Here is a 19,385-nt window from a genome sequence, read left to right as displayed (position 1 = left end):
CTGGCGATCTGGGTCCATCCCGAGGCTGCGGGAACTGCATTTGCTCGAGCTGTCGGTGGAAAGTGATAGAGTGCCGGAAGGCGGATGAGGGGATGAGTATCCATCCCCTCGCCCTGGTACGATAGCCACGTAGTCAGATGACGATGATGCAATGCCTAGCGGTCGCTTGCGGTAACCCCACACCGCTTCAGCTCATCGTATGTCGACCGATCCAGCACCAGGTTGAACCCGGCGGTTGTCGGCACCAGCACACGCGTGGCGCCAGAAGATATTGCAAAAGTCTTCCGCCCGCTTGGATCCTGGAACCAGCCTGCATTGATTCCTTGCGAGCTCATGCCGTTGGTGCGTTTGCGCAAGGAAGCACCAATCTGGTCGGTTGCCTGGATATCAATCAGTGAGCCACGTTGGAGATGAGCGCTCCAGAAGCCTGCATGCAGGTTGACACCACTTCTGTCGACCACCACCTTCGAGCGCACGGCCAGCATGACCGTCGAGGCTGACATCGCCAAGCCGATAGCGCAAAGGACGGCAATTCCGAATGCCTTCTTCCTGGGTTCCAGGCCGCCGTAGAATGCCAAGCCTACTGCGCAGATAAAGAGGAAAGCGGCGGGAACAAGTTCCTGAAAGAGCACGCCGCGGGTGAACAATGAGATGGGAATCGTACATTGCATCGGTTCGGATCTCCTAGCTAACGCCCCACTGACTTTTCGGTATGGAGCAGCGTTGCTTCAACCAGATCAGGCAATTCTCCGTCGTCGTAGTCGAGCAGATGCTGTTCCTTCATCGCGGCAAAGAACGCACTAAGTTCGGCTCTGGCCAAGTCGTCCTTGGTCAATTCGTATATCCCTGCCGAACCAGTAAGCCGCGCCAAGCGGGCCGCGACCTCGAGGTTCTGCCGGGCTCCCGGATCCGTGCGTTGCAGGAGCTCGCCGTACGGGCGAGCCGTCCTGCTCTCCTCGTTATCCTCGCCGCCACCGTTGACCAACACGCTGGATACGATGGCCGCAAGCGTGAACGCCACAACAGCTGAATGGACACCCACGGCGGCGACGACGGCAGCGACGACCACGGCGAAAGCGCCGAGAACCTCGGGCGTGCTGCTGCTGTCACTGAGAGAGGCCAGCGCAGCAGTGTCCAATGGCGTGGCGCCGCCTCCCGAGGTGGCCAGCAACGTCCTGTAGGTCTTCAGATCCAGCTTGGCGCCTGGTGTCAGTTCCAGCTCGTTTGCAATCGAATCCCTATTCCGCTGAATGATCTGACCGACCCTCTGTGTCAGTGCATCAGTGGACACAGGGGAGAACGTCCCGGCTGCCTGAAGATAGGAAACTACTGCGCGATAGTCCCTATCTTGGACCGCTTGCTTGACTTCAGATTGAGACATCGCGACCAACAGCGCCACGTTGACATCACTCTTCACCAGCTCTGAGCCATCCATTCCTCGAGTCTTCAGGAACGCAGAAGGATCTCGGTTGAAGTCGGCACTGGCCGTGCGATCCAGAAGCAGATCTTCAATGAGCGCGCTGAATCGAGCGTACTCAAGCCAACCCTCAGCTGGAACTCCAGCCCGCGAAATGGGCAGCAAAAGCCGGTCCGCTCCGTGGGACCCACCTGTCAGGCTCCCGGGTTTTCCATAGAGCCGCTTGCCGGCGCTGGACACAGTTGCTCCGGCTGTAGCGGGTGCCACTGTCGCGGCAACGAGGGCGGACTGGATGAAACGACGACGCTTCATTGCAATGCCTCCTTGGCAGGTTCGCTTGTGGTGAGTTTCAGGCCGGCCGCATCAACGGCTTTGGCCAGGAAGAAGCGGGTCATCACTGAGGACATGAATTTCCTGTGCCCTTCCCGCAGGCATGCGCGCACGTTCTCGTTCTTGTGGAGGATCACGCAGGCCTGGCAGATATGTACAACATCCTTCAGAAGATTCCCTACGGTGTCGCCGGGAAGAAGCTGCTCGACAATCCGGTACGGACCGTCCACATGAATCCAGTACTTGAGAAAATCGCCTGTCTGTCGCCGATAGATCTCCGAGGCCGACGCGTGCTGGACGTTGCCAAGCTTCATTTCGGGAATGTGCTCCAGTGCCAGACCACAGCATGCAGAGACCTCTCCATAGGGCGTAACAACGATGTTGTCGAAGATCTGATTGCATCCTTTGCGCAGCGCTTCCTTCGCGACTGTGCCGACGCGTACGTCACTGTTTCCCTGGAATGGCATCCATGAGTTGGACTGAATGACGATCCTCCTGTCCCGAACCAGCGCTTGAACCTCCTTCTGCTCCACCACCGCGCGGAAGTGTGGGTTCCCCTCAACATCTGCTTCGATAGTGATCAGGCAGAACAGTCCATGCTCGGCGGCGGCAACGGCGCAATGCATGATGCTCTTGGCTGAAACCCACTCCTGGTGGTCCTTGCCCGTGCTCAGATTCAGCTCTCTAAGCCCAGCACGTGCCAGTTCGGCGATCATTCTGCGTGCGCCTGCGAGCGTCTTTCCCCACGAACCGTTACTGACGATTCTGGTGGAGAGGCCCTCCTGGGTTGCATGCGCGATGGCGGCCGTCAGATCCGCTTTGAGCATCGTAGCCTCGCCGCCGCTGAACACAGCCATGAGCAGGGATGGAAAGCTCCGTTTGGCTTCAGATATGGCCTGCGTCATCGCTTCAAGAGATAGGCGGCCTTTGACTCGTGGGCTGGACTCGAAGCAGCATTGGCGACACTCAGCGGTGCAGCCATAGGTCGTGATCATCGTGATGGTGCGGGGAGAAAGATGCTGATCGAGTAACACGTCATAGCCTCCTTTTCGGACAGAAAGTACGCAGTTCAAGGGAGTGCAGAAGCATTGGTTCGTCTCTACTACGGTCGACTACTTCAGCACCGTCAGCGCGGCGTTCTGCACGATCCAGGTGCCTGTTCCATAGAGGGGTGCAGGAGAGGGGGACAGGTCTGACCGGCCTACGGATCGGATGGCTTGATCGGGAAAGGCTTGACCGTTCGCGCTGGACGGGGCGTGGCTCGAAGACCGGTTGCTAGACAAAGCCGGCGGGCATGAGGCCCCCACGTCGCGCCCGCCATAGCCGCCTGGCAAGCGCAAACTTACGTCCAGCAATCCGGTTTTTGAGTTCCAACCACCGATGCACGGTGGCGCAGTAACGATTACCTGCTGTTATGCGGAATGCCAAGGGGTAGGGGTCAATGCCGCCAAAACCCAAGACGTTCTCGGTATTGGCGCATCGCACTGGAAGAGGCGAGAGCCTTGGCATGCCTGGCGGAACGGCACTTCTGGAACGGATTCGTCAGAACGTTTAGTCAGAGGTGTAAGGCGCGGCAAATGCGACAGCACTCGCCCATCGGGCATGCGTGATCGCTCATGCAACCGAACCGCTGCGACACCCGCTGGATGGGTTAAATGACTTCTTGCCTATTGAACCTACCGAGTGCCGCGCGCAATCTGACTACTGTTGTAGTCACTCACGATCGTCCTGCCCGCAGTAGGAAGGTTCTGCAGCGTTCGTCTGGATTCCACCCACTGGCGCAGGCCAAACAAGGACCACTGTACGTGTCACGCCGCAGCCGACTGCTTCTCTGCGCGGGTCTGCTCCCGCTTCCGTGGTTCCTGTTCTGGACCAGCGTTGCTGCCCTGTTCGCGCCGGGCTACAACCCGCTTGCGCAGCACGCCAGCGAGCTGCTGCAGGCGCCCACGCTTGCAAGCATCTGCGGCAGGATCGCCGCCCTCGGCTCCGGCGTGGGCTTCGTGGCGTTTGCCATCGGGATATGGCGGGAGTCCGGCCGGCGGATTGCCGTAGGCGCAATCTGCTGGGCGATCTTTGGCATCTCCATGCTGACCAACGGGCTCTGGCCCATGGGCCACCCGATGCACGGCTTCTACACCATCGGTATCGCCAACATCATTGCACCGGCGATGTCGCACATCGAACTGAGCGCGTGGTCGGCCAAGCGAAGGGCGTACGCCGTGACCGCTGTGGTGAGCATCGCGGGGATTGTCTATCTCTGGTTGAACGTGGTGGGGGCGGATCCGGAGGGATTCAGGGGGCTGACACAGCGCCTGTTCTCGTCGATCAACTCGCTGTGGCCGTTCCTGGTTACGCTGTACCTGCTGCGCAGGGATTCAAGCGCGCTGAAGGCGCAGGCTGCGCATTGATGGGGGCGCGCGACAGGAACATAGAGGGCCGAACAAGGACTTCTCGATTCTCCGGCCCCAGCTCAAGGTGATCTTCTCGGGATTCATGCCAGTGTGCTCGCTGTTCAAGCCGTGGGTGCTCTTCAACCATCTGTTCCTTGATGCTGGCACCACGGGTGGCAAGAGGGGAAAGGTCGTGCGCGCCTTCTGCTATAAGTAGCGCAACCGCGCCCAGAGAAGGCTCTTGCGATTGATGCCCGCTCTTCGCTGAATGCAAACGTGCCGGCGCCAGACAACGCGACCCGGAATGCTAGAGGCCGCTCTCGATCCGAAGCGGACGTTCGTCCCCTTCAGCCCTACGCGACACCTGCCAGTCCAGTGATTCGTCTACCTGAGGTTCTTGGTTCTCAATGATCGATCTGCCTTGTCCATCGTGTGGCTTCCTGACCCTGGAAGACGTCTACGGGTCCCATGCCATATGTCCGATCTGCAACTGGGAGGATGACGGAGTGCAACTTGCCAACCCCACATCCACCGGCGGAGCCAACGGCGAGTCTCTGGCGCAAGCGCAGCAGAATGCTCTTTCCAGTTTCCCCCTTGGCGTCGAGGTCGCAAGCGGCTTTCGCCGCGGATCTGGCTGGCGCCCTTTGTCCAGCACGGAGATCGGGCACTACGAAGCTCTAAGGGGCGGCAATCACTGGCACAGCAAGAGTGTCTCGTACGAGAAGGAGGCTTACTGGTCGATGCTGGGCGTTCTTTCGATCTGAAGCACTTCGCGGCTCAACTCATGGCGTTCGCGAATGTCCACCACTGGCCGAGAGCGGACATTGGCTCGCGCAGGGTATTTCCTGTGGATCACTGACCAGCCAGCGACCCGTAGCGGACATGGCCCAAATGTCTTGAACGTGGATTTGGCGGGGCGTCTGATCCTATGCCTGGATCTGGCCATGCGCCGGCTTGATGGCCGAACCCAGCCACCCTAGGATCGCGCTGTATCAGGGGAAAGTACGCCACATGGTGCTTTGTGGGCAGGTCGTATGACCGGATCCAAGGGTCCATCCATCAGGGAGTCAGGTCCCATGAGAAACATGACAGTGCTCCTACTCGTGCTTGCGATTGCCAGCGCAGCTGCAGTCGCGGCGGATCGCCCTTCGGCACAGGCCGTGCTCAATCGCGTTGCCAACGAAGGGGGGCGCAAGGTGCTTTGGGACCTGTGGCAGCACGAGCGGGAGTTTGGACAGGTCACCGCTGGCATCGAGTCAGGCGATCCTGCATGGCTTGAGGTTGCGGCTGCGCTAAAGCCGTTTTCAGATGCGGGCGCCTCGCTATCCATCAATTACGCGGTAGCCCGTGCATTGCCCAAAACGCCAGAGCGGGTCTTGGCATTGACCACCCAGGGATTCAAGGTCGAGGACATCTGCATATCGCCGTTCATCGAGCCAGATCCGGGAGTCGCGGAGGCGTATGAACGACGTACGCTTGCGGCACTTTCACGACTGAAGGGCACATCGGTTGCGTCCGTTGCGGCAGAATGCGCGGCGCAGGTCCGCCTTCCGGATGGGGCTTGATGATTTTTACGGCTGGGCTTTTTGGACATGTTCAAGTAGGGACCGGCCAGCCCTCCGTTTGAGCCCAAGCCGATTCCCCCGGTTCGGCCTATTCCGAAGCTGCTGTCGTCCGGTTCCGGCCGGAATCTGGCATCAACGAGGCCTACGCACTGGAATACGTTCCGAAAAGGACAGCTGGATTCCCATGGCAGCATTCGATCATTCCCTGGTAACCCTCCGATTCTTCGGGGATGACCTCCTACCCGAAGAAGTCAGTGCCTTGCTCGGGGCGACCCCGACCGCATCGCATCACAAGGGCCAGGAACTCAGAGGCAGCCGATCAGGCACCGTGCGTATCGCCAGGACTGGAAGCTGGCAACTTGATGCGGAGCGTCGTGAGCCTGAAGATCTGGACGCTCAGATCTTCGAGATCCTCGATCAACTCACCGGCGATCTCGCCGTATGGCAGGCTCTGGCACGCTTCCGGCCTGATCTGTTCTGTGGCCTTTTCATGTGCAGCAGCAACGGTGGTGTCTCGCTTTCGCCTCGCGCGCTGCTCGCCTTGGGTGAGCGCGGCATTGAGCTCGGGCTGGACATCTATGAAGCCGATGTAGAAGTGCGCAACGCCCAGCGCCAGCAGGCCATCAGTTGATGATCTCCCCACTCCCCGAAGCAACAAACGCCTTCAACTGCCGAACGAACTCCGCGTCGTAGGCTTCCCACTCCGTAACCTCCCCAACCACCCGCAACGGCTGCGCACTCCGATACGATCGCGTCGGGTTGCCGGGAAACTTCTTGTTGGTCACGTTCGGATCGTCTTCAAACGGCCCGGTCGGCTCCACCACATACACGCGCGGCCGCCCTTCACCGCGAGCCATCTCCGCAGCCAGCCCGGCGCCCTTGGCAATGGTGGTGAAGTAGATGTGGTTCATCACCACGCTGTCGCGGTAGTTGGAGCGGAAGCCCGCGCTCAGCAACTCGCCCACCGCCAGGTCAGCGCGGGTGCCGTGATAGAACGGCCCGGCGATCTGGTCGCAGGTGTCATGCGAAACGGGTGTCCAATCGGTGTCCTGCGCCATCGCTGCTGCCCCCCTCTGTGCTGCCGGATCGACAGGCCGGCGAGTCTAGGGCGCCCGGTGGGCCTTGCTGCAAGGCCCCATCCGGGAAATAATCTGTAAACGGGAGGCGCGGTGCGCCTCCTTTTTTCATTCTGCGGCGCCGCGTCCTTCCAGCTCGCGCACGGCCGTTTCCAGCGCGTCCAGCTTTTCGCGGGTCTTCAACAACACCGCGCGCTGCACTTCGAACTCCTCGCGGGTGACCAGGTCGAGCTTGGCCAGGCCGGCCTGCAGCACGCTCTTGAAGGTGGCCTGCAGTTCCTCTCGCGATTCGCGCAGGCCCGGGGGCACCAGGTCGCTGAGGCGACGGGCGAGGTCATCGATTTGGTTCAGGTCGATCATGGGGAGGGGCCGTGGGGTAACAGCCGGTTCGATCTTCAGCCCGCCGAGTTAAACCACGCATGAAACCTTGTGATGGCCTCCTCAGTCCATTCCCTAGGACTTTTCGAGCACAAAGGCAGTGGCTGGCGGGGCTTGTTAGGAAAAGGGCTACAGGTCATTGACCGGGCGTACGATGCGCTCAACAGGATTTCGACGCTAACGTTCCCCGATGGGAACGGAAGCCAGACTTGGAGTTACGCCGCAGATGGGCTTCCAACACAGGTAGTCACGCTCGCCAATACCAATCAGAAGGGGACAGTCACTGTCGATCTCAGCAAGGTCGACAGCCCGAAGACGGGCGCGCAGGTGATAGCCCATGAAGATCAGCACGATATTGATACGGCGGAGCGAGGACGCCCCGCGGCCACCAGTGATGAGGTTCGTGCCACAGAGCGGAGTGCTTACGGCACGGAGGCGGTTGTTGCTAAAGGCCTCGGGATCAACATCAGCAAGGATGAACAGGCCAAGGGGGTGGAGGGTTCTGTTGCAAACTGGGAAGCGCGTCAGCCCAAGACCGAGAAGGACAAATGATTATGAAATCAGCGTCATTAGTGCCCATGCTGGGCCTGCTGCTATCTGCATGTGCCAGTGGGGGGGCGACAACCGTAAAGGATGATCCTCATGATGAAGTGCTGTGTGCCATCGCTAAGAGTCCCGGCGAATACGATCGGGACGAGGTCGTGTTGTCAGCTCGATATGTAACGGATAACCGCCACGAAGAGGTTCTGCGCAACTCCCACTGCAGCGATGACGCACGAATCCTCGATATCGGCAAGCATGGGGCCGCCAGTTCGGTCGCACGTTTTTACGCCGAACAGAAGCGCATATGCCTGGAGCGTAACAGTCCTGGGCTGTGCAATATCTCTGCCAGCGTGCAGGTGTCCGGGCGGATTCGGCTGACGCAGGATCGTGCCGTGTTCGATCTCGAGGATGTGAGGCACTTCGCGTTTGACGATGAGCGGTAGTCTGCTTTTCGCCTCGCTGTCTGGCGAAAGTGGCGTCAACTCAATCTGATGTCGAGCGCCCTTCCAGCTCGCGCACGGCCGTTTCCAGCGCATCCAGCTTTTCGCGGGTCTTCAACAACACCGCGCGCTGCACTTCGAACTCCTCGCGGGTGACCAGGTCCAGCTTGGCCAGGCCGGCCTGCAACGCGCTCTTGAAGGTGGCCTGCAGTTCCTCGCGCGATTCGCGCAGGCCCGGCGGCACCAGGTCGCTGAGGCGACGGGCGAGGTCATCGATTTGGTTCAGGTCGATCATAGGGTGCTCCGTGGGGGTGGGCCCGTGCATCCGGCGCGGGCAGGCCGTTCGGGCACAAGGATACTGCCGGCACCCACTGCCCGGACAGGCGGCAGCGGCTTCGCACGGGCCGCGTTCAGGCGCTATCCTCCACGCCGGAAGACAGGAGATAGACGATGAAGATGGTCATGGCGGTGATCAAGCCGTTCAAGCTCGACGACGTGCGCGAAGCGCTGGCCGAGCGTGGGGTTACCGGGATCACGGTGACGGAAGTGAAGGGCTTTGGTCGCCAGAAGGGCCATACCGAGCTGTACCGTGGCGCGGAGTATGTGGTCGATTTCCTGCCGAAGGTGAAGCTGGAAGTGGCGGTAACCGATGACCAGGTGGAGGCGGTGGTTGAGGCCATCGTGAAGGCCGCCGGCACCGGCAAGATTGGGGACGGCAAGGTGTTCGTGTACGACCTGGGCAGCGTGGTGCGTATCCGTACCGGCGAGTTGGACGCGGACGCGTTGTAACCCGCTCGGCGGGATGTTGTAGAGCCGAGCCCATGCTCGGCTGCATTTCGCGCGATGCAGGAACAGCAGCCGAGCGCGGGCTCGGCTCTACAAAGAGCGGTAAAGCGGGAGCGAGCTCGACCCCTACCGCCGCTTGGCCCACTTGTAGAACCGCTTCCAGCCCTGGCGCACGGCGGCGACCCAGCCCGGGTCGGCCACCAATGCGGCCTGCGCGGCGCTCGGCGCCTGGCCGGTCACGCGCTGGCGGATCTTCAGCAGGTTCTTCATGTCGCTGCGGCGCATCTGCCGGCTCAGCGGGCCGCGGCGCAGCCAGCGGGGTACGCGCCAGGCGGAGGTGAAATCCAGTAGCACCGGCACGCCGCCACTGACCACCACGTTGGTGCCATGCAGGTCGTTGTGGGTGATGCCGGCGGCGTGCAGACGGCTGAGCGCGTGTTGCAGCTGCTCGAACACGTCATTGCCGACGGCCTGCGCGGTGCTCAGGGTTTGGCCGGGGATGAACTCCATACCCAGAGCCAGGCCACCGAGGGTGCCGAGCAGCGCGGGGGCATGCTTCCAGCCGCCGAGGCGCTGCAGCATGCGGGCCTCGCGGCGCACCATCAGTCGCGCGATCAGCGAAACGGGAGTGCCGCGGTAGCGGGAGTAGTCCTTGATGACCGCCTCGCGCCCGTCCAGGCAGGTGCGGTAGACGTCGGGGGCCAGGAAACGTTCGCCGCGCTTGAGCAGCAGCGGGGAGGCGGCATCATTGCCGCAGGAGGAGGGGGGAAGAGCAGGAAGATGCATGTCGGGGTCTCGAACGACCCGGTGGGTGGCGCAAAGCGTCAAGCGAACCGGTGTTACAGGGAGTTACTAAGTTTTCGTTAATTTTAGTACTCGCCAGTTCGCTATTCCACGATTTGTCGGAGAAATGTCGGGGTCGTGGCTGGAACAGTTCGTCACGCAGAATCGGACAATTCCGTCTCACTTATAAGGATTGCCCCGCTGGATCAATGAGTTGGGCGCGCTTCCAGCCCATTCATCGGCGGCGCGCTGAACGCCACGCACGTCCAGCTTGACCCCGGCGCACGCCCTGCCGACCATAAGCTGTTAACCCGCGACATCGGCGGCCGCCCCCCTCCGGCACGTCCCCGTCCCCTGCCGCGTTCCGAACCGGTGCTGGCCGCCTGGCCGTGCATCGCCCCGTTTCCCGTTCCGGCCGCGGCTGGAGGAAAGTGCTTTGATCATCAAAATCGTCATTGCAGCGCTGTTCGTGGCCTGCGTGCTGTACATCCACTTCCGTGGCAAGGTCCGCGCGCGCTGGTCGCGCCAGCTGCTGGACCACTCCAGTTTCATGGCCCCGATCAACGTGGTCATGTACATGTTCTCGAAGGTGCCGACCACGCCGTTCCTGGACCCGGGCAAAGAGTTCCCGCAGCTGGAGCCGCTGCGCCAGAACTGGCAGATGATCCGCGACGAGGCGCTGGCGCTGCGCGACGCGCAGAAGATCGCTGCCTCCAGCACGTTCAACGATGCCGGCTTCAATTCGTTCTTCCGTCGTGGCTGGAAGCGCTTCTACCTGAAGTGGTACGGCCCGTCGCACCCGTCGGCGAAGACGCTGTGCCCGAAGACCACGGCGCTGATCGAGTCGATCCCGGACGTGCGTGCGGCGATGTTCGCGCAGCTGCCACCGGGCAGTGAGCTGCGCCCGCACCGCGACCCGTTCGCTGGCTCGCTGCGCCTGCACCTGGGCCTGAGCACGCCCAACGACGATGCCTGCTACATCGAAGTGGACGGCATCAAGAAGAGCTGGCGCGACGGCGAGTGGATGATGTTCGACGAGACCTACATCCACCATGCGCACAACGAGACGCAGCAGGACCGGGTGATCCTGTTCTGCGACATCGCCCGCCCGCTGCGCTTCGGCCTGCCGGGCCTGTTCAACCGCGCGGTGGCGGCCACGCTGCTGGCCGGTGGTGCATCGCCGAACCTGCCGGGTGACCCGACCGGTGGCGTCAACAAGGCGTTCGGCGGCCTGTACAAGGTACGCCTGAAGGCCAAGGCGCTCAGAGAGCGCAGCGTGGTGGCCTACCAGCTGATCAAGTGGGGCCTGGTGGTGGCGGTGATTGCGGGCATCTGGGCGCTTTGACTGTAGAGCCGAGCCCATGCTCGGCTGGGTTTACCGCAACCTGTCCGAAGAGCAGCCGAGCGTGGGCTCGGCTCTACAGAAGGCAGAAAACCGGCGCTGTCGCCAGCGCGGGTTTTTGTTTGGATCAACCCTTCAATGCCGCCTGTACGAACGGCGGGGTCACCAGCACGCCGGTGTGCAGCGCGGCGGTGTAGTACAGGGTGTTGAAGGTCTTGGCGGCCGAGTCGGCCTGGCGGAAGTCGAAGCTGCTGTCGCCCTTGCGCGCCATGGTCACGCTCCACCAGCCGGTGGGGTAGCACGGCTGCGGGAACGGCAGGGTCTTGAACGAACCGAAGCCGGCCTTGCCCATCTCGGTGCGCATTTCGTTGATCAGGTCCAGCTGCATCAGCGGCGATTCGGACTGCTGCACCAGGATGCCGTCGTCCTTCAGGGCCTTGAAGCAGCTCTCGTAGAAGGCCTTGTTGAACAGGCCTTCGCCGGGGCCGACCGGGTCGGTCGAATCGACGATCACCACGTCCACGCTGCCGGCCGGGCAGTTGGCCATGTAGGCCACGCCGTCGTCGAACAGCAGCTCGGCGCGGGCGTCGTCGTTGGAGTCGCACAGTTCCGGGAAGTGCTTGCGCGCCATCACGGTGACCTGCTCGTCGATGTCGCACTGGGTCACGCTCTCCACGCCCTTGTGCTTGAGCACTTCGCGCAGGGTGCCGCAGTCGCCGCCACCGATGATCACCACGCGCTTGGGTGCGGCATGGGTGAACAGCACCGGGTGGCTGATCATCTCGTGGTAGAAGAAGTTGTCCTTGCTGGTCAGCATGATGGCCCCGTCGATGGTCATCAGGTTGCCCCAGTCGGTGGTCTGGAAGATCTCGATCTTCTGGAACGGCGACTGCACCTCGTCCAGCTTGCCGGTGATGCGGTAGCCGATGGCCGAGCCGGTGCGCTCGAAGTGTTCGATGTACCAGTTGTTGCTGTCAGTCATTGGAAAACAGTCCTGTTCGGAGGGGTGGAGCCGGGCTGGCGGGCGGGGCCGCGTGGCACAGATGCCACATCCGGACGGATCGGCCCGTTCAGGTTGGAACCTGTCACGGGCGCGGGCGCGCATGATAACGAACCTGTGGGCATATAGGCGTTATCATGCCCCCCCTTTTATTGCCAACAAGGCCGACTGAAATGACCGATTGGTCCCTCGACCAAGCCCGCAAGACCTACTCGATCCCGCATTGGGCGGACGGTTACTTCGACGTGGATCAGGCCGGGCACATGGTGGTGAGACCGACCGGGGCGGACGGCCCGGTGGTATCGCTGCCCAAGGTGGTGGACGCTGCGCGCGCGGCCGGTGCCAAGCTGCCGCTGCTGGTGCGCTTCCCGGACATCCTCGGCCAGCGCCTGGGCAAGCTGCAGGCGGCCTTCGCCCAGGCCCAGCAGGACTGGGAGTACAGCGGCGGCTACACCGCCGTGTACCCGATCAAGGTCAACCAGACCCGCGGCGTGGCCGGCACCCTGGCCAGCCACCACGGCGAAGGCTTCGGCCTGGAAGCGGGCAGCAAGCCCGAACTGATGGCCGTGCTGGCGCTGTCCCGCCCGGGTGGCCTGATCGTCTGCAACGGGTACAAGGACCGCGAGTACATCCGCCTGGCCCTGATCGGCCGCAAGCTGGGCCTGCAGACCTTCATCGTCATCGAGAAGCCGTCCGAGCTGAAGCTGGTGCTGGAAGAGTCCAGGGCGCTGGACGTGAAGCCGGGCCTGGGCGTGCGCATGCGCCTGGCCTCGCTGGGTGCCGGCAAGTGGCAGAACAGCGGTGGCGACAAGGCCAAGTTCGGCCTGTCGCCGCGCCAGCTGCTGGACCTGTGGAAGTCGCTGCGTGACACCGAGTACGCCGACTGCCTGAACCTGCTGCACTTCCACATGGGCTCGCAGATCTCCAACGTGCGCGACATCGCCAACGGCATGCGCGAAGCCACCCGCTACTTCGTGGAGCTGTCGCGCCTGGGCGCGAAGATCACCCACGTCGACGTGGGCGGTGGCCTGGGCGTGGACTATGAAGGCACCCGTTCGCGCAGCTTCTGCTCGATCAACTACGGGCTGCATTCCTACGCCAGCAACATCGTGCAGCCGCTGGCCAATGCCTGCGAAGAGTTCGGCCTGACCCCGCCGCGCATCGTGACCGAGTGCGGCCGCGCAATGACCGCGCACCACGCGGTACTGATCGCCAACGTGTCGGAAGTGGAAGAAGCGCAGGAAGGCCGCGTGCCGGACCAGCACGACGACGAGCCGGCAGCGATCCGCCACCTGCGCGAGATCCACGACGAGCTGGACGTGCGCCCGGCGGTGGAACTGTTCCAGGAGGCGCAGCATTTCCATGCCGAAGGCCTGGCCAGCTACGCGCTGGGCCAGATCGACCTGCCGCAGCGTGCGCGCATCGACGACCTGTTCTACGCCATCGCCCACGGCGTGCGTGCGCGCCTGAGCTACGACGAGAAGAGCCACCGCCCGGTGCTGGACGAACTGAACGAGCGCCTGGTCGACAAGTACTTCGTCAACTTCAGCGTGTTCGAATCGATCCCGGACGTGTGGGCGATCGACCAGGTGTTCCCGATCGTGCCGATCGAGCGGCTGGACGAGGTTCCCGACCGCCGCGGCATCATCGCCGACATGACCTGCGACTCCGACGGCATGGTGGAGACCTATGTCGAGAACGAGAGCCTGGACAGTTCGCTGCCGCTGCACAGGATGAATCCGGGCGAGAGTTACCGCATCGGCTTCTTCATGGTCGGTGCCTACCAGGAAATCCTGGGCGACATCCACAACCTGTTCGGCGATACCGACGCGGTTGAAGTGCTGGCCGACGCCGATGGCTATGCCATCACCCAGCAGCGCCGCGGCGACACCACCGACGTGATGCTGGATTACGTGGGCTATCGCCTGGACGAACTGCGTGCCACCTATGCGCAGCGCGTGGCCGCGGCGCAGCTGTCGCCCGAACGCGCACAGGAGCTGTCGGAAGCGCTGGAAGCCGGGCTGACCGGTTACACCTACCTGTCCGACGAACCGCTGGTGTGATGGACGGCACCGGGTTTGCCCGGCGCCACCGTTGCCGATGAGCGCGCGCGCGATCTTCCACCTGTTCCTGCATGCCGCCGTGCCAGCGTTGCTGGCATGGCTGTTCTGGCGCAAGCGCTTTGCCTCGGCGTGGCTGCTGATGCTGCTGGGCTGGATCATCGACCTGGACCATCTGCTGGCCGACCCGATCTATGCACCGAACCGCTGCAGCATCGGGTTCCACCCGCTGCACACCGCACCGGCCATCGCAGTCTATGCCGGGCTGTGCGTGCCGAAGAAAACGCGGTTGTTCGGTATCGGTCTGATCATCCACATCGTGCTGGACGCGATTGATTGCTGGTGGATGCATCACCGTTGATGCTTGGTGCGTGTCGACCAAGGTCGACACCTACCGGGTGCACGGCGACCGGTCGGATTGGCGCTCGGTAGAGCCGGCCACTGGCCGGCTTCCGCTGGGTGTTCCCGGTGATCACGTGGCTGCCGGCCAGCGGCCGGCACTACCCACCGTTGGGTTGGCCGCGTCACGCCACCGGCAACCACAACGTCGCACGCAGGCCCGGCTGCGCATTCTCCAGCTGCAATCGTCCGCCATAGCTGGCGGCGATATCGCCCACGATCGCCAGGCCCAATCCGCTGCTGCCTTCGCGCTCGTCCAGCCGTACACCACGCTGGGTGACCCGTTCCAGCGCGTCTGCGGCCAGGCCGGGGCCATCGTCGCGCACTTCGATGCGTAGCTGCCCTTCGCTGGTTTCCGCTTCGACAGTGACCTGCTGTTGCGCCCAGCGCCCGGCGTTGTCCAGCAGGTTGCCCAGCATCTCCTCCAGATCCGCACTGGCGCCGGCGAACTGCAGCGCCGGATCGATGCCTGCCGCCGTGAACGTGATGCCACGTTCGCCATGCACGCGTGCCATCAGCCGGCACATCGCCTGTGCGACGGCCGCCACGTCGGTGCGCTGGCGATGGTCGGCAGCCAGTCCTGCAGCCAGGTAACGGTCGACACTGGCCTGCATGCGCGCACTCTGCTCGCGCACGGTGGCACGCCAATGCGTGCCGTCGCTGTCAGCTTCGGTGGCCAATACGCTCAGTGGAGTCTTCAGCGCGTGCGCCAGATCCTGTGCACTGGTGCGCGCACGCGCGACCATGCGTTGCTGGTGGTCCAGCAGCGCGTTGAGTTCCTCACCCAGCGGTGCGACCTCCGCGCCCAGTCCCTGTGTGTCGATGCGCTGCGCATCGCCGCGACGTACCCGTTCCAGCTGCGCACCGAGGCGATGCAGCGGGCGCAGGCCGAAGTGCACCTGGCTGGCCAGCACCGCCAGCCACGCCGCGACCAGCACGCCCAGTGCGATGGCGGTGCGCTTGCGGAACGCGGCAACATCGGCATCCAGCGCGCTGCGGTCGGTGGCGACCACGGCCACGAACGGTTCGCTGGCGCGTGGCAGGCGCACCTGCTGCACGCGTGCACGCAGGAATTGTTGCAGCGGCCCGGGCAGATTGCGCGTGGCCGGCCCGGCGGCCTTCGCCGGCAGGGTTTCATCCCACAGCGAGCGCGACTGCAGCAGCACGCGGCCATCGGCACCGGCGATCTGCCAATAGGCACCGGAAAACACGCGCTGGAAGCGCGCATCATTGGGTTCCTGGCGCAGGCGCAACTGCCCGTCCGGGTCCACTTCGGCCTGTGACAGCAGGGTCAGCATGTCCTGCTGCAGTTCGTGGTCGAGGCGGTCGCGCGCGCTGCGCTTGAACAGCTCGCCCAGCAGAGCGCTGGCCAGCAGCGAGACCAGCAGCAGCCCGACGCCGCCGGCCAGCAGCAGGCGCCGCCGCAGCGACGGTTGCCGGTTCATGGCTCGGCCAGCCGCCAGCCCTGGCCGCGCACGGTCTGGATCAGGTCGATGCCGAGCTTGCGGCGCACGCGTCCGAGCAGCACGTCCAGTGCGTTGGAGTCCGGGTCGTGGCCGCCGTCGAACACCTGTTCGCCCAGCCGGTCGCGGCTGATCACCTGTCCGCTGTGGTGGATGAAGTAGCTGAGCAGGCGGAATTCCTGCGGACTCAGTGGCAGCGCCTGTCCATCCAGCTCGAAGCGGCCGGCATTGACGTCCAGCTGCAGCGGGCCGCAGTGCAGGCGCGGGCTGGCGTGGCCATGGCTGCGGCGGATCAGGGCGCGCAGGCGCAGCACCAGCTCATCGGCCTGGAAGGGTTTGGTGAGGTAATCGTCGGCACCGGCATCGAAGCCGGCCAGCTTGTCGTGCCAGCGCCCGCGCGCGGTCAGCACCAGCACCGGAAAGCTGCGGCCGTTGCCGCGCCAGCGCTCGATCACGCTCAGCCCGTCCAGCCCGGGCAGGCCGAGGTCGACGATGGCGGCCTGGAGGTCTTCGATCTGCCCGATTTCTTCGGCCTCGCGACCGTCGGCGACCACCGCCACCACATAGCCGGCCTGTTCCAGCAGGGGCACCAGGCGCTGTGCCAGTGCGGCATCGTCTTCGGCCAACAGGATGCGCATCAGTCGTCGAGCTCCGTCTTCAGCAGCTTTCCGCTGCGCGCATCATAGTCCAGCTCCACCACCACGCCGTCGCCGCGCAGGATCTCCACTTCGTAGACGCCGTCGTCCAGCTCCACTTCCAGCAGCTGGCCGGGGTAGCGCTTGAGCGCATCGCGCACCACGCTCTCCAGCGGCACGTAGCGGCCCTGCTGCACGGCGCGACGCGCGACCTGCTGCGCCGGGTCCTGCAGGGGCGCGGCGGCGGTCGGGGCGTTGGCCAGGGCCAGCAGCAGGGGCAGGGTGGCGAGCATGCGGGTAACGAAAGAGAGAGGGGTACAGGCGCGAGTGTGGCGGGGATGACTAACAGCCGGCTAACAGCCACGGCTACGGCGCTGTTAACCGGGCCATGCATCGTGGCGTTGCCGGGATGGTCCGGCCACGAACAGGAGAACCCCCATGTTGAAGTCGCTCACCCTCGCCACTGTTGCCCTGCTCGCCGTCGCGCCGGCCGTACAGGCCGCGCCGCTGGGCATGGCCCAGGTTGAACAGACCCTGCGCAAGGCCGGCTACACCCAGATCCACGAGATCGAACGCGATGATGGCCTGTGGGAGGCTGACGTGAGCCGCGCCGATGGCCGCTTCAGCGAGGTCTACGTTGACCCGAAGACCGGCGAGATCTTCGATGAGCACAGCGGCCGCGCGCTGCTGACTACCGAGCAGGTGCTGGCACGGGCGCAGTCGCATGGCCTGCGCGAGATCCATTCGCTGGAACGCGATGGTGCGACCTGGTCGCTGGAAGCCCGCAATGCCCGCAACCAGAAGGTAGAGGTGCGCCTGAGCGGTCATGATGGCCGCATCCTGCACAGCGAGCGCGATGGCTGGCTGGATTGACGTTGGCCTCTGTAGAGCCGAGCCCATGCTCGGCTTTGCGGCCAACCGTAGCCGAGCATGGGCTCGGCTCTACAGGGGCTGGCTTACCAGCCGTACGGCGGCGGGTAATCCCAGCCCGGCCCGCGGCCGTAGTAGCCGCCATACGGGCCGAAGAAGCCCGGGCCCTTGCCCTCACTCACGTGGATGTTGAGGTTGACCCCGTGGGTCTTGCCTTCATCGGTGGTGTAGTTCTTGCTCAGGTTCAGCGTGGCCGCGTTGTAGTGGCTGTTGCCGCCGTTCTTCGAATAGCCGATGCCGGTGGTGAAGCTGCCGGACACCTTGACCTTGTCGTCGGTCACGTCGGCGATCTTCGCATCGTCGTGCACGCGCGGGCCGCTCTTGTCACCGTAATAGGTGCCGGGCGGGTCCTGCTGCAGGGCCGGGTCGTTGAGGTAGCGCATCGGCGCCTGCGGCAGCGTCAAGTCCAGGCCGGCAGCCTGCGGCGCAGTGGCGCCAGCGGCGGACTGGGCCAGCACGGTTCCCGGCAGGGCCAGGCACAGCAGCAGGGTCAGGGGGCGGATCATGACGGCGCTCCAGCGGACAGGTGGCCACGCAACACGCGGCGGTACAGGCCGACGCTAGCAGGGGTTGCTTGAATGATGCCTGTCGGCGCCCGCTTGCGGTAGAGCCAGGTCATGCCTGGCTGCACGCTACAACCGTTCGAACCCGAACAGCGATTCCAGCGCATGCCTGCGCCGCTCGATCCGGGCCCGCAGCAGCTGGGCGCCGATCATCGAATAAGTGATGCCGTTGCCGCCGTAGGCCATGGCGAAATGGACCCGCGGTCCCCACTGCGCGTGCGGGCCGAAGAAGGGCAGGCCGTCGGCGGTTTCGGCGAAGGTGCCGGCCCAGGAAAAGGCGGGTATCGGATCCAGTCGCGGGAACCAGTGCCGCAGCTGCTTCATCAGCTTGCCGGCCTTGCCATCAACGCGCCGGTCGCGCCGGGCGGGGATATCGATGGCGTCGTCCAGCCCACCCACCAGCAGGCGGCGGTCGCCGGTGGCGCGCAGGTACAGGTACGGGCGGGCGCTTTCCCACACCATCGTGTTGCGCAGCCTGCCGAGCACGTCCGCTTCGATGGGATCGGTGATGAAGGCATAGCTGCTGCGGTTGCGCGCAACCCGCTGTTCCAGCCACGTCTGGTTGGCATAGCCCATGGCCAGGACCACGTGGCGGGCACGGACCGAGGCGCCGGCCTCGGTCATCGCGGTGACGCCCTGCGCGCCAGGCTTGAGCGTGTGCAGCACGGTGCGGTCGTGCACATGGCCGCCGCGGCGGCGCACTCGTTTGAGCAGGCCGTAGGTGAGACAGTAGGGATCGACCCGCGCCGCCTGGCGGGTCAGCAGGGCGCCGCCGGCATCCACGTCGAAACGCTCGCGAAGCGCTTCGCGGTCCAGCCAGCGGGCATCCAGGCCGATGCTGCGCCGCGCCTCACCTTCGGCCATCAGGCGCGGCACGTCGCGATGGCGGCTGGCCAGGTACAGGCTGTCCATGCGCTGGAAATCCACGTCCTTCAACCCGCGTGCCACTTCGCCCAGTGCCGGGATTGCCTCCGCGCAGGCCCGGTACGCCCGTGCTGCGGCGTCTTGCCCGTAGCGTTCGGCCAGTTCGAGCAGATGGGTATCGATCTCGTACTGCAGCAGCGCGGTGCTGGCCGCCGTGCTGCCCCAGCCGATGTCACGCTGCTCGATCACGGCCACGTCATGGCCATGGTGGGACAGCTCGTCGGCAATCAGCGCGCCGGTGATGCCGCCACCGACCACCAGCACATCGCAGCGCAGATCCTTCTCCAGCGGGGGGAACGCCTGGATCAGTCCGTTGCGTACGGCCCACCACGGGTAACCGCTTTTCAGGTCCATGCGTGCG

24 protein-coding genes are annotated in these 19,385 nt (G+C 64.0%); 11 read left to right on the top strand and 13 right to left on the bottom strand.

Annotated features, from left to right (window positions below; translation table 11 throughout):
- Window positions 1-155 precede the first annotated feature (155 nt).
- From AC5P6H_RS03500 to AC5P6H_RS03490, 3 genes are read right to left on the bottom strand one after another with little or no spacing between them, the layout of a single operon-like run.
- Complete coding sequence (locus AC5P6H_RS03500; protein ID WP_262087799.1) at window positions 156-671, bottom strand: hypothetical protein; 516 nt, start codon at window positions 669-671, stop codon at window positions 156-158.
- Window positions 672-688: 17 nt separating this feature from the next.
- Window positions 689-1,729 carry a hypothetical protein gene (locus AC5P6H_RS03495; protein ID WP_154582516.1) on the bottom strand — a complete coding sequence of 347 codons (1,041 nt, stop codon included), beginning with the start codon at window positions 1,727-1,729 and terminating at the stop codon, window positions 689-691.
- On the bottom strand, window positions 1,726-2,781 hold the full coding sequence (locus tag AC5P6H_RS03490; protein ID WP_329890580.1) for a radical SAM/SPASM domain-containing protein: 1,056 nt from the start codon (window positions 2,779-2,781) through the stop codon (window positions 1,726-1,728). The genes AC5P6H_RS03495 and AC5P6H_RS03490 overlap by 4 nt, the downstream gene beginning before the upstream one ends.
- A gap of 771 nt (window positions 2,782-3,552) precedes the next feature.
- On the opposite strand from AC5P6H_RS03490, the gene AC5P6H_RS03485 reads away from it, so the two are divergent.
- From AC5P6H_RS03485 to AC5P6H_RS03470, 4 genes are all read left to right on the top strand, one after another.
- Window positions 3,553-4,155 carry a DUF998 domain-containing protein gene (locus AC5P6H_RS03485; RefSeq protein WP_495202312.1) on the top strand — a complete coding sequence of 201 codons (603 nt, stop codon included), beginning with the start codon at window positions 3,553-3,555 and terminating at the stop codon, window positions 4,153-4,155.
- 389 nt (window positions 4,156-4,544) lie between these two features.
- Window positions 4,545-4,901 (top strand): CPCC family cysteine-rich protein, encoded by a 357-nt coding sequence (locus tag AC5P6H_RS03480; RefSeq protein WP_032958808.1) that lies wholly within the window; start codon window positions 4,545-4,547, stop codon window positions 4,899-4,901.
- Between the two features lie 312 nt (window positions 4,902-5,213).
- Window positions 5,214-5,702 carry a hypothetical protein gene (locus AC5P6H_RS03475; protein ID WP_445391970.1) on the top strand — a complete coding sequence of 163 codons (489 nt, stop codon included), beginning with the start codon at window positions 5,214-5,216 and terminating at the stop codon, window positions 5,700-5,702.
- Between the two features lie 184 nt (window positions 5,703-5,886).
- Window positions 5,887-6,333: a DUF4279 domain-containing protein gene (locus AC5P6H_RS03470; RefSeq protein WP_495202311.1), complete on the top strand. Its 447-nt coding sequence runs from the start codon at window positions 5,887-5,889 to the stop codon at window positions 6,331-6,333.
- On the opposite strand, the gene arr is transcribed toward AC5P6H_RS03470, so the two are convergent.
- Window positions 6,326-6,760, bottom strand: coding sequence for an NAD(+)--rifampin ADP-ribosyltransferase (gene arr, locus AC5P6H_RS03465; protein ID WP_053495282.1), 435 nt, complete (start codon window positions 6,758-6,760; stop codon window positions 6,326-6,328). The genes AC5P6H_RS03470 and arr overlap by 8 nt on opposite strands.
- A gap of 126 nt (window positions 6,761-6,886) precedes the next feature.
- The gene (gene ubiK, locus AC5P6H_RS03460) at window positions 6,887-7,138 is read right to left on the bottom strand and encodes a ubiquinone biosynthesis accessory factor UbiK (RefSeq protein ID WP_197605348.1); all 252 of its coding nucleotides are present in this window, start codon (window positions 7,136-7,138) and stop codon (window positions 6,887-6,889) included.
- A 72-nt stretch (window positions 7,139-7,210) separates the two neighbouring features.
- On the opposite strand from ubiK (AC5P6H_RS03460), the gene AC5P6H_RS03455 reads away from it, so the two are divergent.
- Complete coding sequence (locus AC5P6H_RS03455) at window positions 7,211-7,708, top strand: hypothetical protein (RefSeq protein ID WP_495202310.1); 498 nt, start codon at window positions 7,211-7,213, stop codon at window positions 7,706-7,708.
- A gap of 26 nt (window positions 7,709-7,734) precedes the next feature.
- Window positions 7,735-8,142 (top strand): hypothetical protein, encoded by a 408-nt coding sequence (locus tag AC5P6H_RS03450; RefSeq protein ID WP_152906994.1) that lies wholly within the window; start codon window positions 7,735-7,737, stop codon window positions 8,140-8,142.
- Window positions 8,143-8,182: 40 nt separating this feature from the next.
- Here the strand turns inward: AC5P6H_RS03450 and ubiK (AC5P6H_RS03445) are convergent, their stop codons facing one another.
- Window positions 8,183-8,434 carry a ubiquinone biosynthesis accessory factor UbiK gene (gene ubiK / locus AC5P6H_RS03445; protein ID WP_049441951.1) on the bottom strand — a complete coding sequence of 84 codons (252 nt, stop codon included), beginning with the start codon at window positions 8,432-8,434 and terminating at the stop codon, window positions 8,183-8,185.
- A 155-nt stretch (window positions 8,435-8,589) separates the two neighbouring features.
- On the opposite strand from ubiK (AC5P6H_RS03445), the gene AC5P6H_RS03440 reads away from it, so the two are divergent.
- A complete protein-coding gene (locus tag AC5P6H_RS03440) occupies window positions 8,590-8,928 on the top strand; it encodes a P-II family nitrogen regulator (protein WP_005411374.1) in 339 nt (112 codons plus the stop codon).
- 123 nt (window positions 8,929-9,051) lie between these two features.
- Here AC5P6H_RS03440 and AC5P6H_RS03435 read toward each other — a convergent pair whose 3' ends face one another.
- The gene (locus AC5P6H_RS03435) at window positions 9,052-9,711 is read right to left on the bottom strand and encodes an RIO1 family regulatory kinase/ATPase domain-containing protein (RefSeq protein WP_032958814.1); all 660 of its coding nucleotides are present in this window, start codon (window positions 9,709-9,711) and stop codon (window positions 9,052-9,054) included.
- A 436-nt stretch (window positions 9,712-10,147) separates the two neighbouring features.
- Between AC5P6H_RS03435 and AC5P6H_RS03430 the strand changes: the two genes are divergently transcribed.
- Window positions 10,148-11,053, top strand: coding sequence for an aspartyl/asparaginyl beta-hydroxylase domain-containing protein (locus AC5P6H_RS03430; protein ID WP_168708244.1), 906 nt, complete (start codon window positions 10,148-10,150; stop codon window positions 11,051-11,053).
- A gap of 124 nt (window positions 11,054-11,177) precedes the next feature.
- Here the strand turns inward: AC5P6H_RS03430 and speE are convergent, their stop codons facing one another.
- Window positions 11,178-12,032, bottom strand: a complete 855-nt coding sequence (gene speE, locus AC5P6H_RS03425; RefSeq protein WP_008268330.1) for a polyamine aminopropyltransferase — start codon at window positions 12,030-12,032, stop codon at window positions 11,178-11,180.
- 191 nt (window positions 12,033-12,223) lie between these two features.
- Here speE and speA point away from each other — a divergent pair, with 191 nt between their 5' ends.
- The gene (gene speA, locus AC5P6H_RS03420; protein ID WP_495202309.1) at window positions 12,224-14,113 is read left to right on the top strand and encodes an arginine decarboxylase; all 1,890 of its coding nucleotides are present in this window, start codon (window positions 12,224-12,226) and stop codon (window positions 14,111-14,113) included.
- Window positions 14,114-14,150: 37 nt separating this feature from the next.
- Window positions 14,151-14,471, top strand: coding sequence for a DUF6122 family protein (locus tag AC5P6H_RS03415; protein WP_005411369.1), 321 nt, complete (start codon window positions 14,151-14,153; stop codon window positions 14,469-14,471).
- A 163-nt stretch (window positions 14,472-14,634) separates the two neighbouring features.
- On the opposite strand, the gene AC5P6H_RS03410 is transcribed toward AC5P6H_RS03415, so the two are convergent.
- Genes AC5P6H_RS03410 through AC5P6H_RS03400 form a run of 3 tightly spaced genes read right to left on the bottom strand, consistent with a single transcriptional unit; the run spans window position 14,635 to window position 16,900 of the window.
- Window positions 14,635-15,954: a sensor histidine kinase gene (locus AC5P6H_RS03410; protein WP_111205621.1), complete on the bottom strand. Its 1,320-nt coding sequence runs from the start codon at window positions 15,952-15,954 to the stop codon at window positions 14,635-14,637.
- Window positions 15,951-16,610, bottom strand: coding sequence for a response regulator transcription factor (locus AC5P6H_RS03405; RefSeq protein ID WP_049441948.1), 660 nt, complete (start codon window positions 16,608-16,610; stop codon window positions 15,951-15,953). Before AC5P6H_RS03405 ends, AC5P6H_RS03410 begins: the two co-directional genes overlap by 4 nt.
- A complete protein-coding gene (locus AC5P6H_RS03400) occupies window positions 16,610-16,900 on the bottom strand; it encodes a PepSY domain-containing protein (protein WP_049403791.1) in 291 nt (96 codons plus the stop codon). The genes AC5P6H_RS03405 and AC5P6H_RS03400 overlap by 1 nt, the downstream gene beginning before the upstream one ends.
- 145 nt (window positions 16,901-17,045) lie before the next feature.
- Between AC5P6H_RS03400 and AC5P6H_RS03395 the strand changes: the two genes are divergently transcribed.
- Window positions 17,046-17,480, top strand: coding sequence for a PepSY domain-containing protein (locus tag AC5P6H_RS03395; protein ID WP_032958820.1), 435 nt, complete (start codon window positions 17,046-17,048; stop codon window positions 17,478-17,480).
- A gap of 83 nt (window positions 17,481-17,563) precedes the next feature.
- Here the strand turns inward: AC5P6H_RS03395 and AC5P6H_RS03390 are convergent, their stop codons facing one another.
- The gene (locus AC5P6H_RS03390) at window positions 17,564-18,043 is read right to left on the bottom strand and encodes a hypothetical protein (protein ID WP_014038776.1); all 480 of its coding nucleotides are present in this window, start codon (window positions 18,041-18,043) and stop codon (window positions 17,564-17,566) included.
- A gap of 126 nt (window positions 18,044-18,169) precedes the next feature.
- Window positions 18,170-19,378: an NAD(P)/FAD-dependent oxidoreductase gene (locus tag AC5P6H_RS03385; RefSeq protein WP_049441947.1), complete on the bottom strand. Its 1,209-nt coding sequence runs from the start codon at window positions 19,376-19,378 to the stop codon at window positions 18,170-18,172.
- Between the last annotated feature and the right edge of the window lie 7 nt (window positions 19,379-19,385).

The organism is Stenotrophomonas sp. YJH_SMC_110 (assembly GCF_059369255.1).
The sequence above is the reverse complement of the archived record's forward strand: the minus strand, read 5'-3'. Positions and strand labels throughout refer to the sequence as shown.

Bases quoted from the DNA above. Each gene is read 5' to 3' on its own strand.
- speA (WP_495202309.1), top strand. From the start codon at position 12,224: ATGACCGATTGGTCCCTCGACCAAGCCCGCAAGACCTACTCGATCCCG.
- AC5P6H_RS03400 (WP_049403791.1), bottom strand. From the start codon at position 16,900: ATGCTCGCCACCCTGCCCCTGCTGCTGGCCCTGGCCAACGCCCCGACC.
- ubiK (WP_197605348.1), bottom strand. From the start codon at position 7,138: ATGATCGACCTGAACCAAATCGATGACCTCGCCCGTCGCCTCAGCGAC.
- AC5P6H_RS03385 (WP_049441947.1), bottom strand. From the start codon at position 19,378: ATGGACCTGAAAAGCGGTTACCCGTGGTGGGCCGTACGCAACGGACTG.
- AC5P6H_RS03470 (WP_495202311.1), top strand. From the start codon at position 5,887: ATGGCAGCATTCGATCATTCCCTGGTAACCCTCCGATTCTTCGGGGAT.
- speE (WP_008268330.1), bottom strand. From the start codon at position 12,032: ATGACTGACAGCAACAACTGGTACATCGAACACTTCGAGCGCACCGGC.
- ubiK (WP_049441951.1), bottom strand. From the start codon at position 8,434: ATGATCGACCTGAACCAAATCGATGACCTCGCCCGTCGCCTCAGCGAC.
- AC5P6H_RS03395 (WP_032958820.1), top strand. From the start codon at position 17,046: ATGTTGAAGTCGCTCACCCTCGCCACTGTTGCCCTGCTCGCCGTCGCG.
- AC5P6H_RS03440 (WP_005411374.1), top strand. From the start codon at position 8,590: ATGAAGATGGTCATGGCGGTGATCAAGCCGTTCAAGCTCGACGACGTG.
- AC5P6H_RS03390 (WP_014038776.1), bottom strand. From the start codon at position 18,043: ATGATCCGCCCCCTGACCCTGCTGCTGTGCCTGGCCCTGCCGGGAACC.
- AC5P6H_RS03405 (WP_049441948.1), bottom strand. From the start codon at position 16,610: ATGCGCATCCTGTTGGCCGAAGACGATGCCGCACTGGCACAGCGCCTG.
- AC5P6H_RS03435 (WP_032958814.1), bottom strand. From the start codon at position 9,711: ATGCATCTTCCTGCTCTTCCCCCCTCCTCCTGCGGCAATGATGCCGCC.
- AC5P6H_RS03500 (WP_262087799.1), bottom strand. From the start codon at position 671: ATGCAATGTACGATTCCCATCTCATTGTTCACCCGCGGCGTGCTCTTT.
- AC5P6H_RS03455 (WP_495202310.1), top strand. From the start codon at position 7,211: ATGGCCTCCTCAGTCCATTCCCTAGGACTTTTCGAGCACAAAGGCAGT.
- arr (WP_053495282.1), bottom strand. From the start codon at position 6,760: ATGGCGCAGGACACCGATTGGACACCCGTTTCGCATGACACCTGCGAC.
- AC5P6H_RS03410 (WP_111205621.1), bottom strand. From the start codon at position 15,954: ATGAACCGGCAACCGTCGCTGCGGCGGCGCCTGCTGCTGGCCGGCGGC.
- AC5P6H_RS03415 (WP_005411369.1), top strand. From the start codon at position 14,151: ATGAGCGCGCGCGCGATCTTCCACCTGTTCCTGCATGCCGCCGTGCCA.
- AC5P6H_RS03450 (WP_152906994.1), top strand. From the start codon at position 7,735: ATGCTGGGCCTGCTGCTATCTGCATGTGCCAGTGGGGGGGCGACAACC.
- AC5P6H_RS03495 (WP_154582516.1), bottom strand. From the start codon at position 1,729: ATGAAGCGTCGTCGTTTCATCCAGTCCGCCCTCGTTGCCGCGACAGTG.
- AC5P6H_RS03475 (WP_445391970.1), top strand. From the start codon at position 5,214: ATGAGAAACATGACAGTGCTCCTACTCGTGCTTGCGATTGCCAGCGCA.
- AC5P6H_RS03480 (WP_032958808.1), top strand. From the start codon at position 4,545: ATGATCGATCTGCCTTGTCCATCGTGTGGCTTCCTGACCCTGGAAGAC.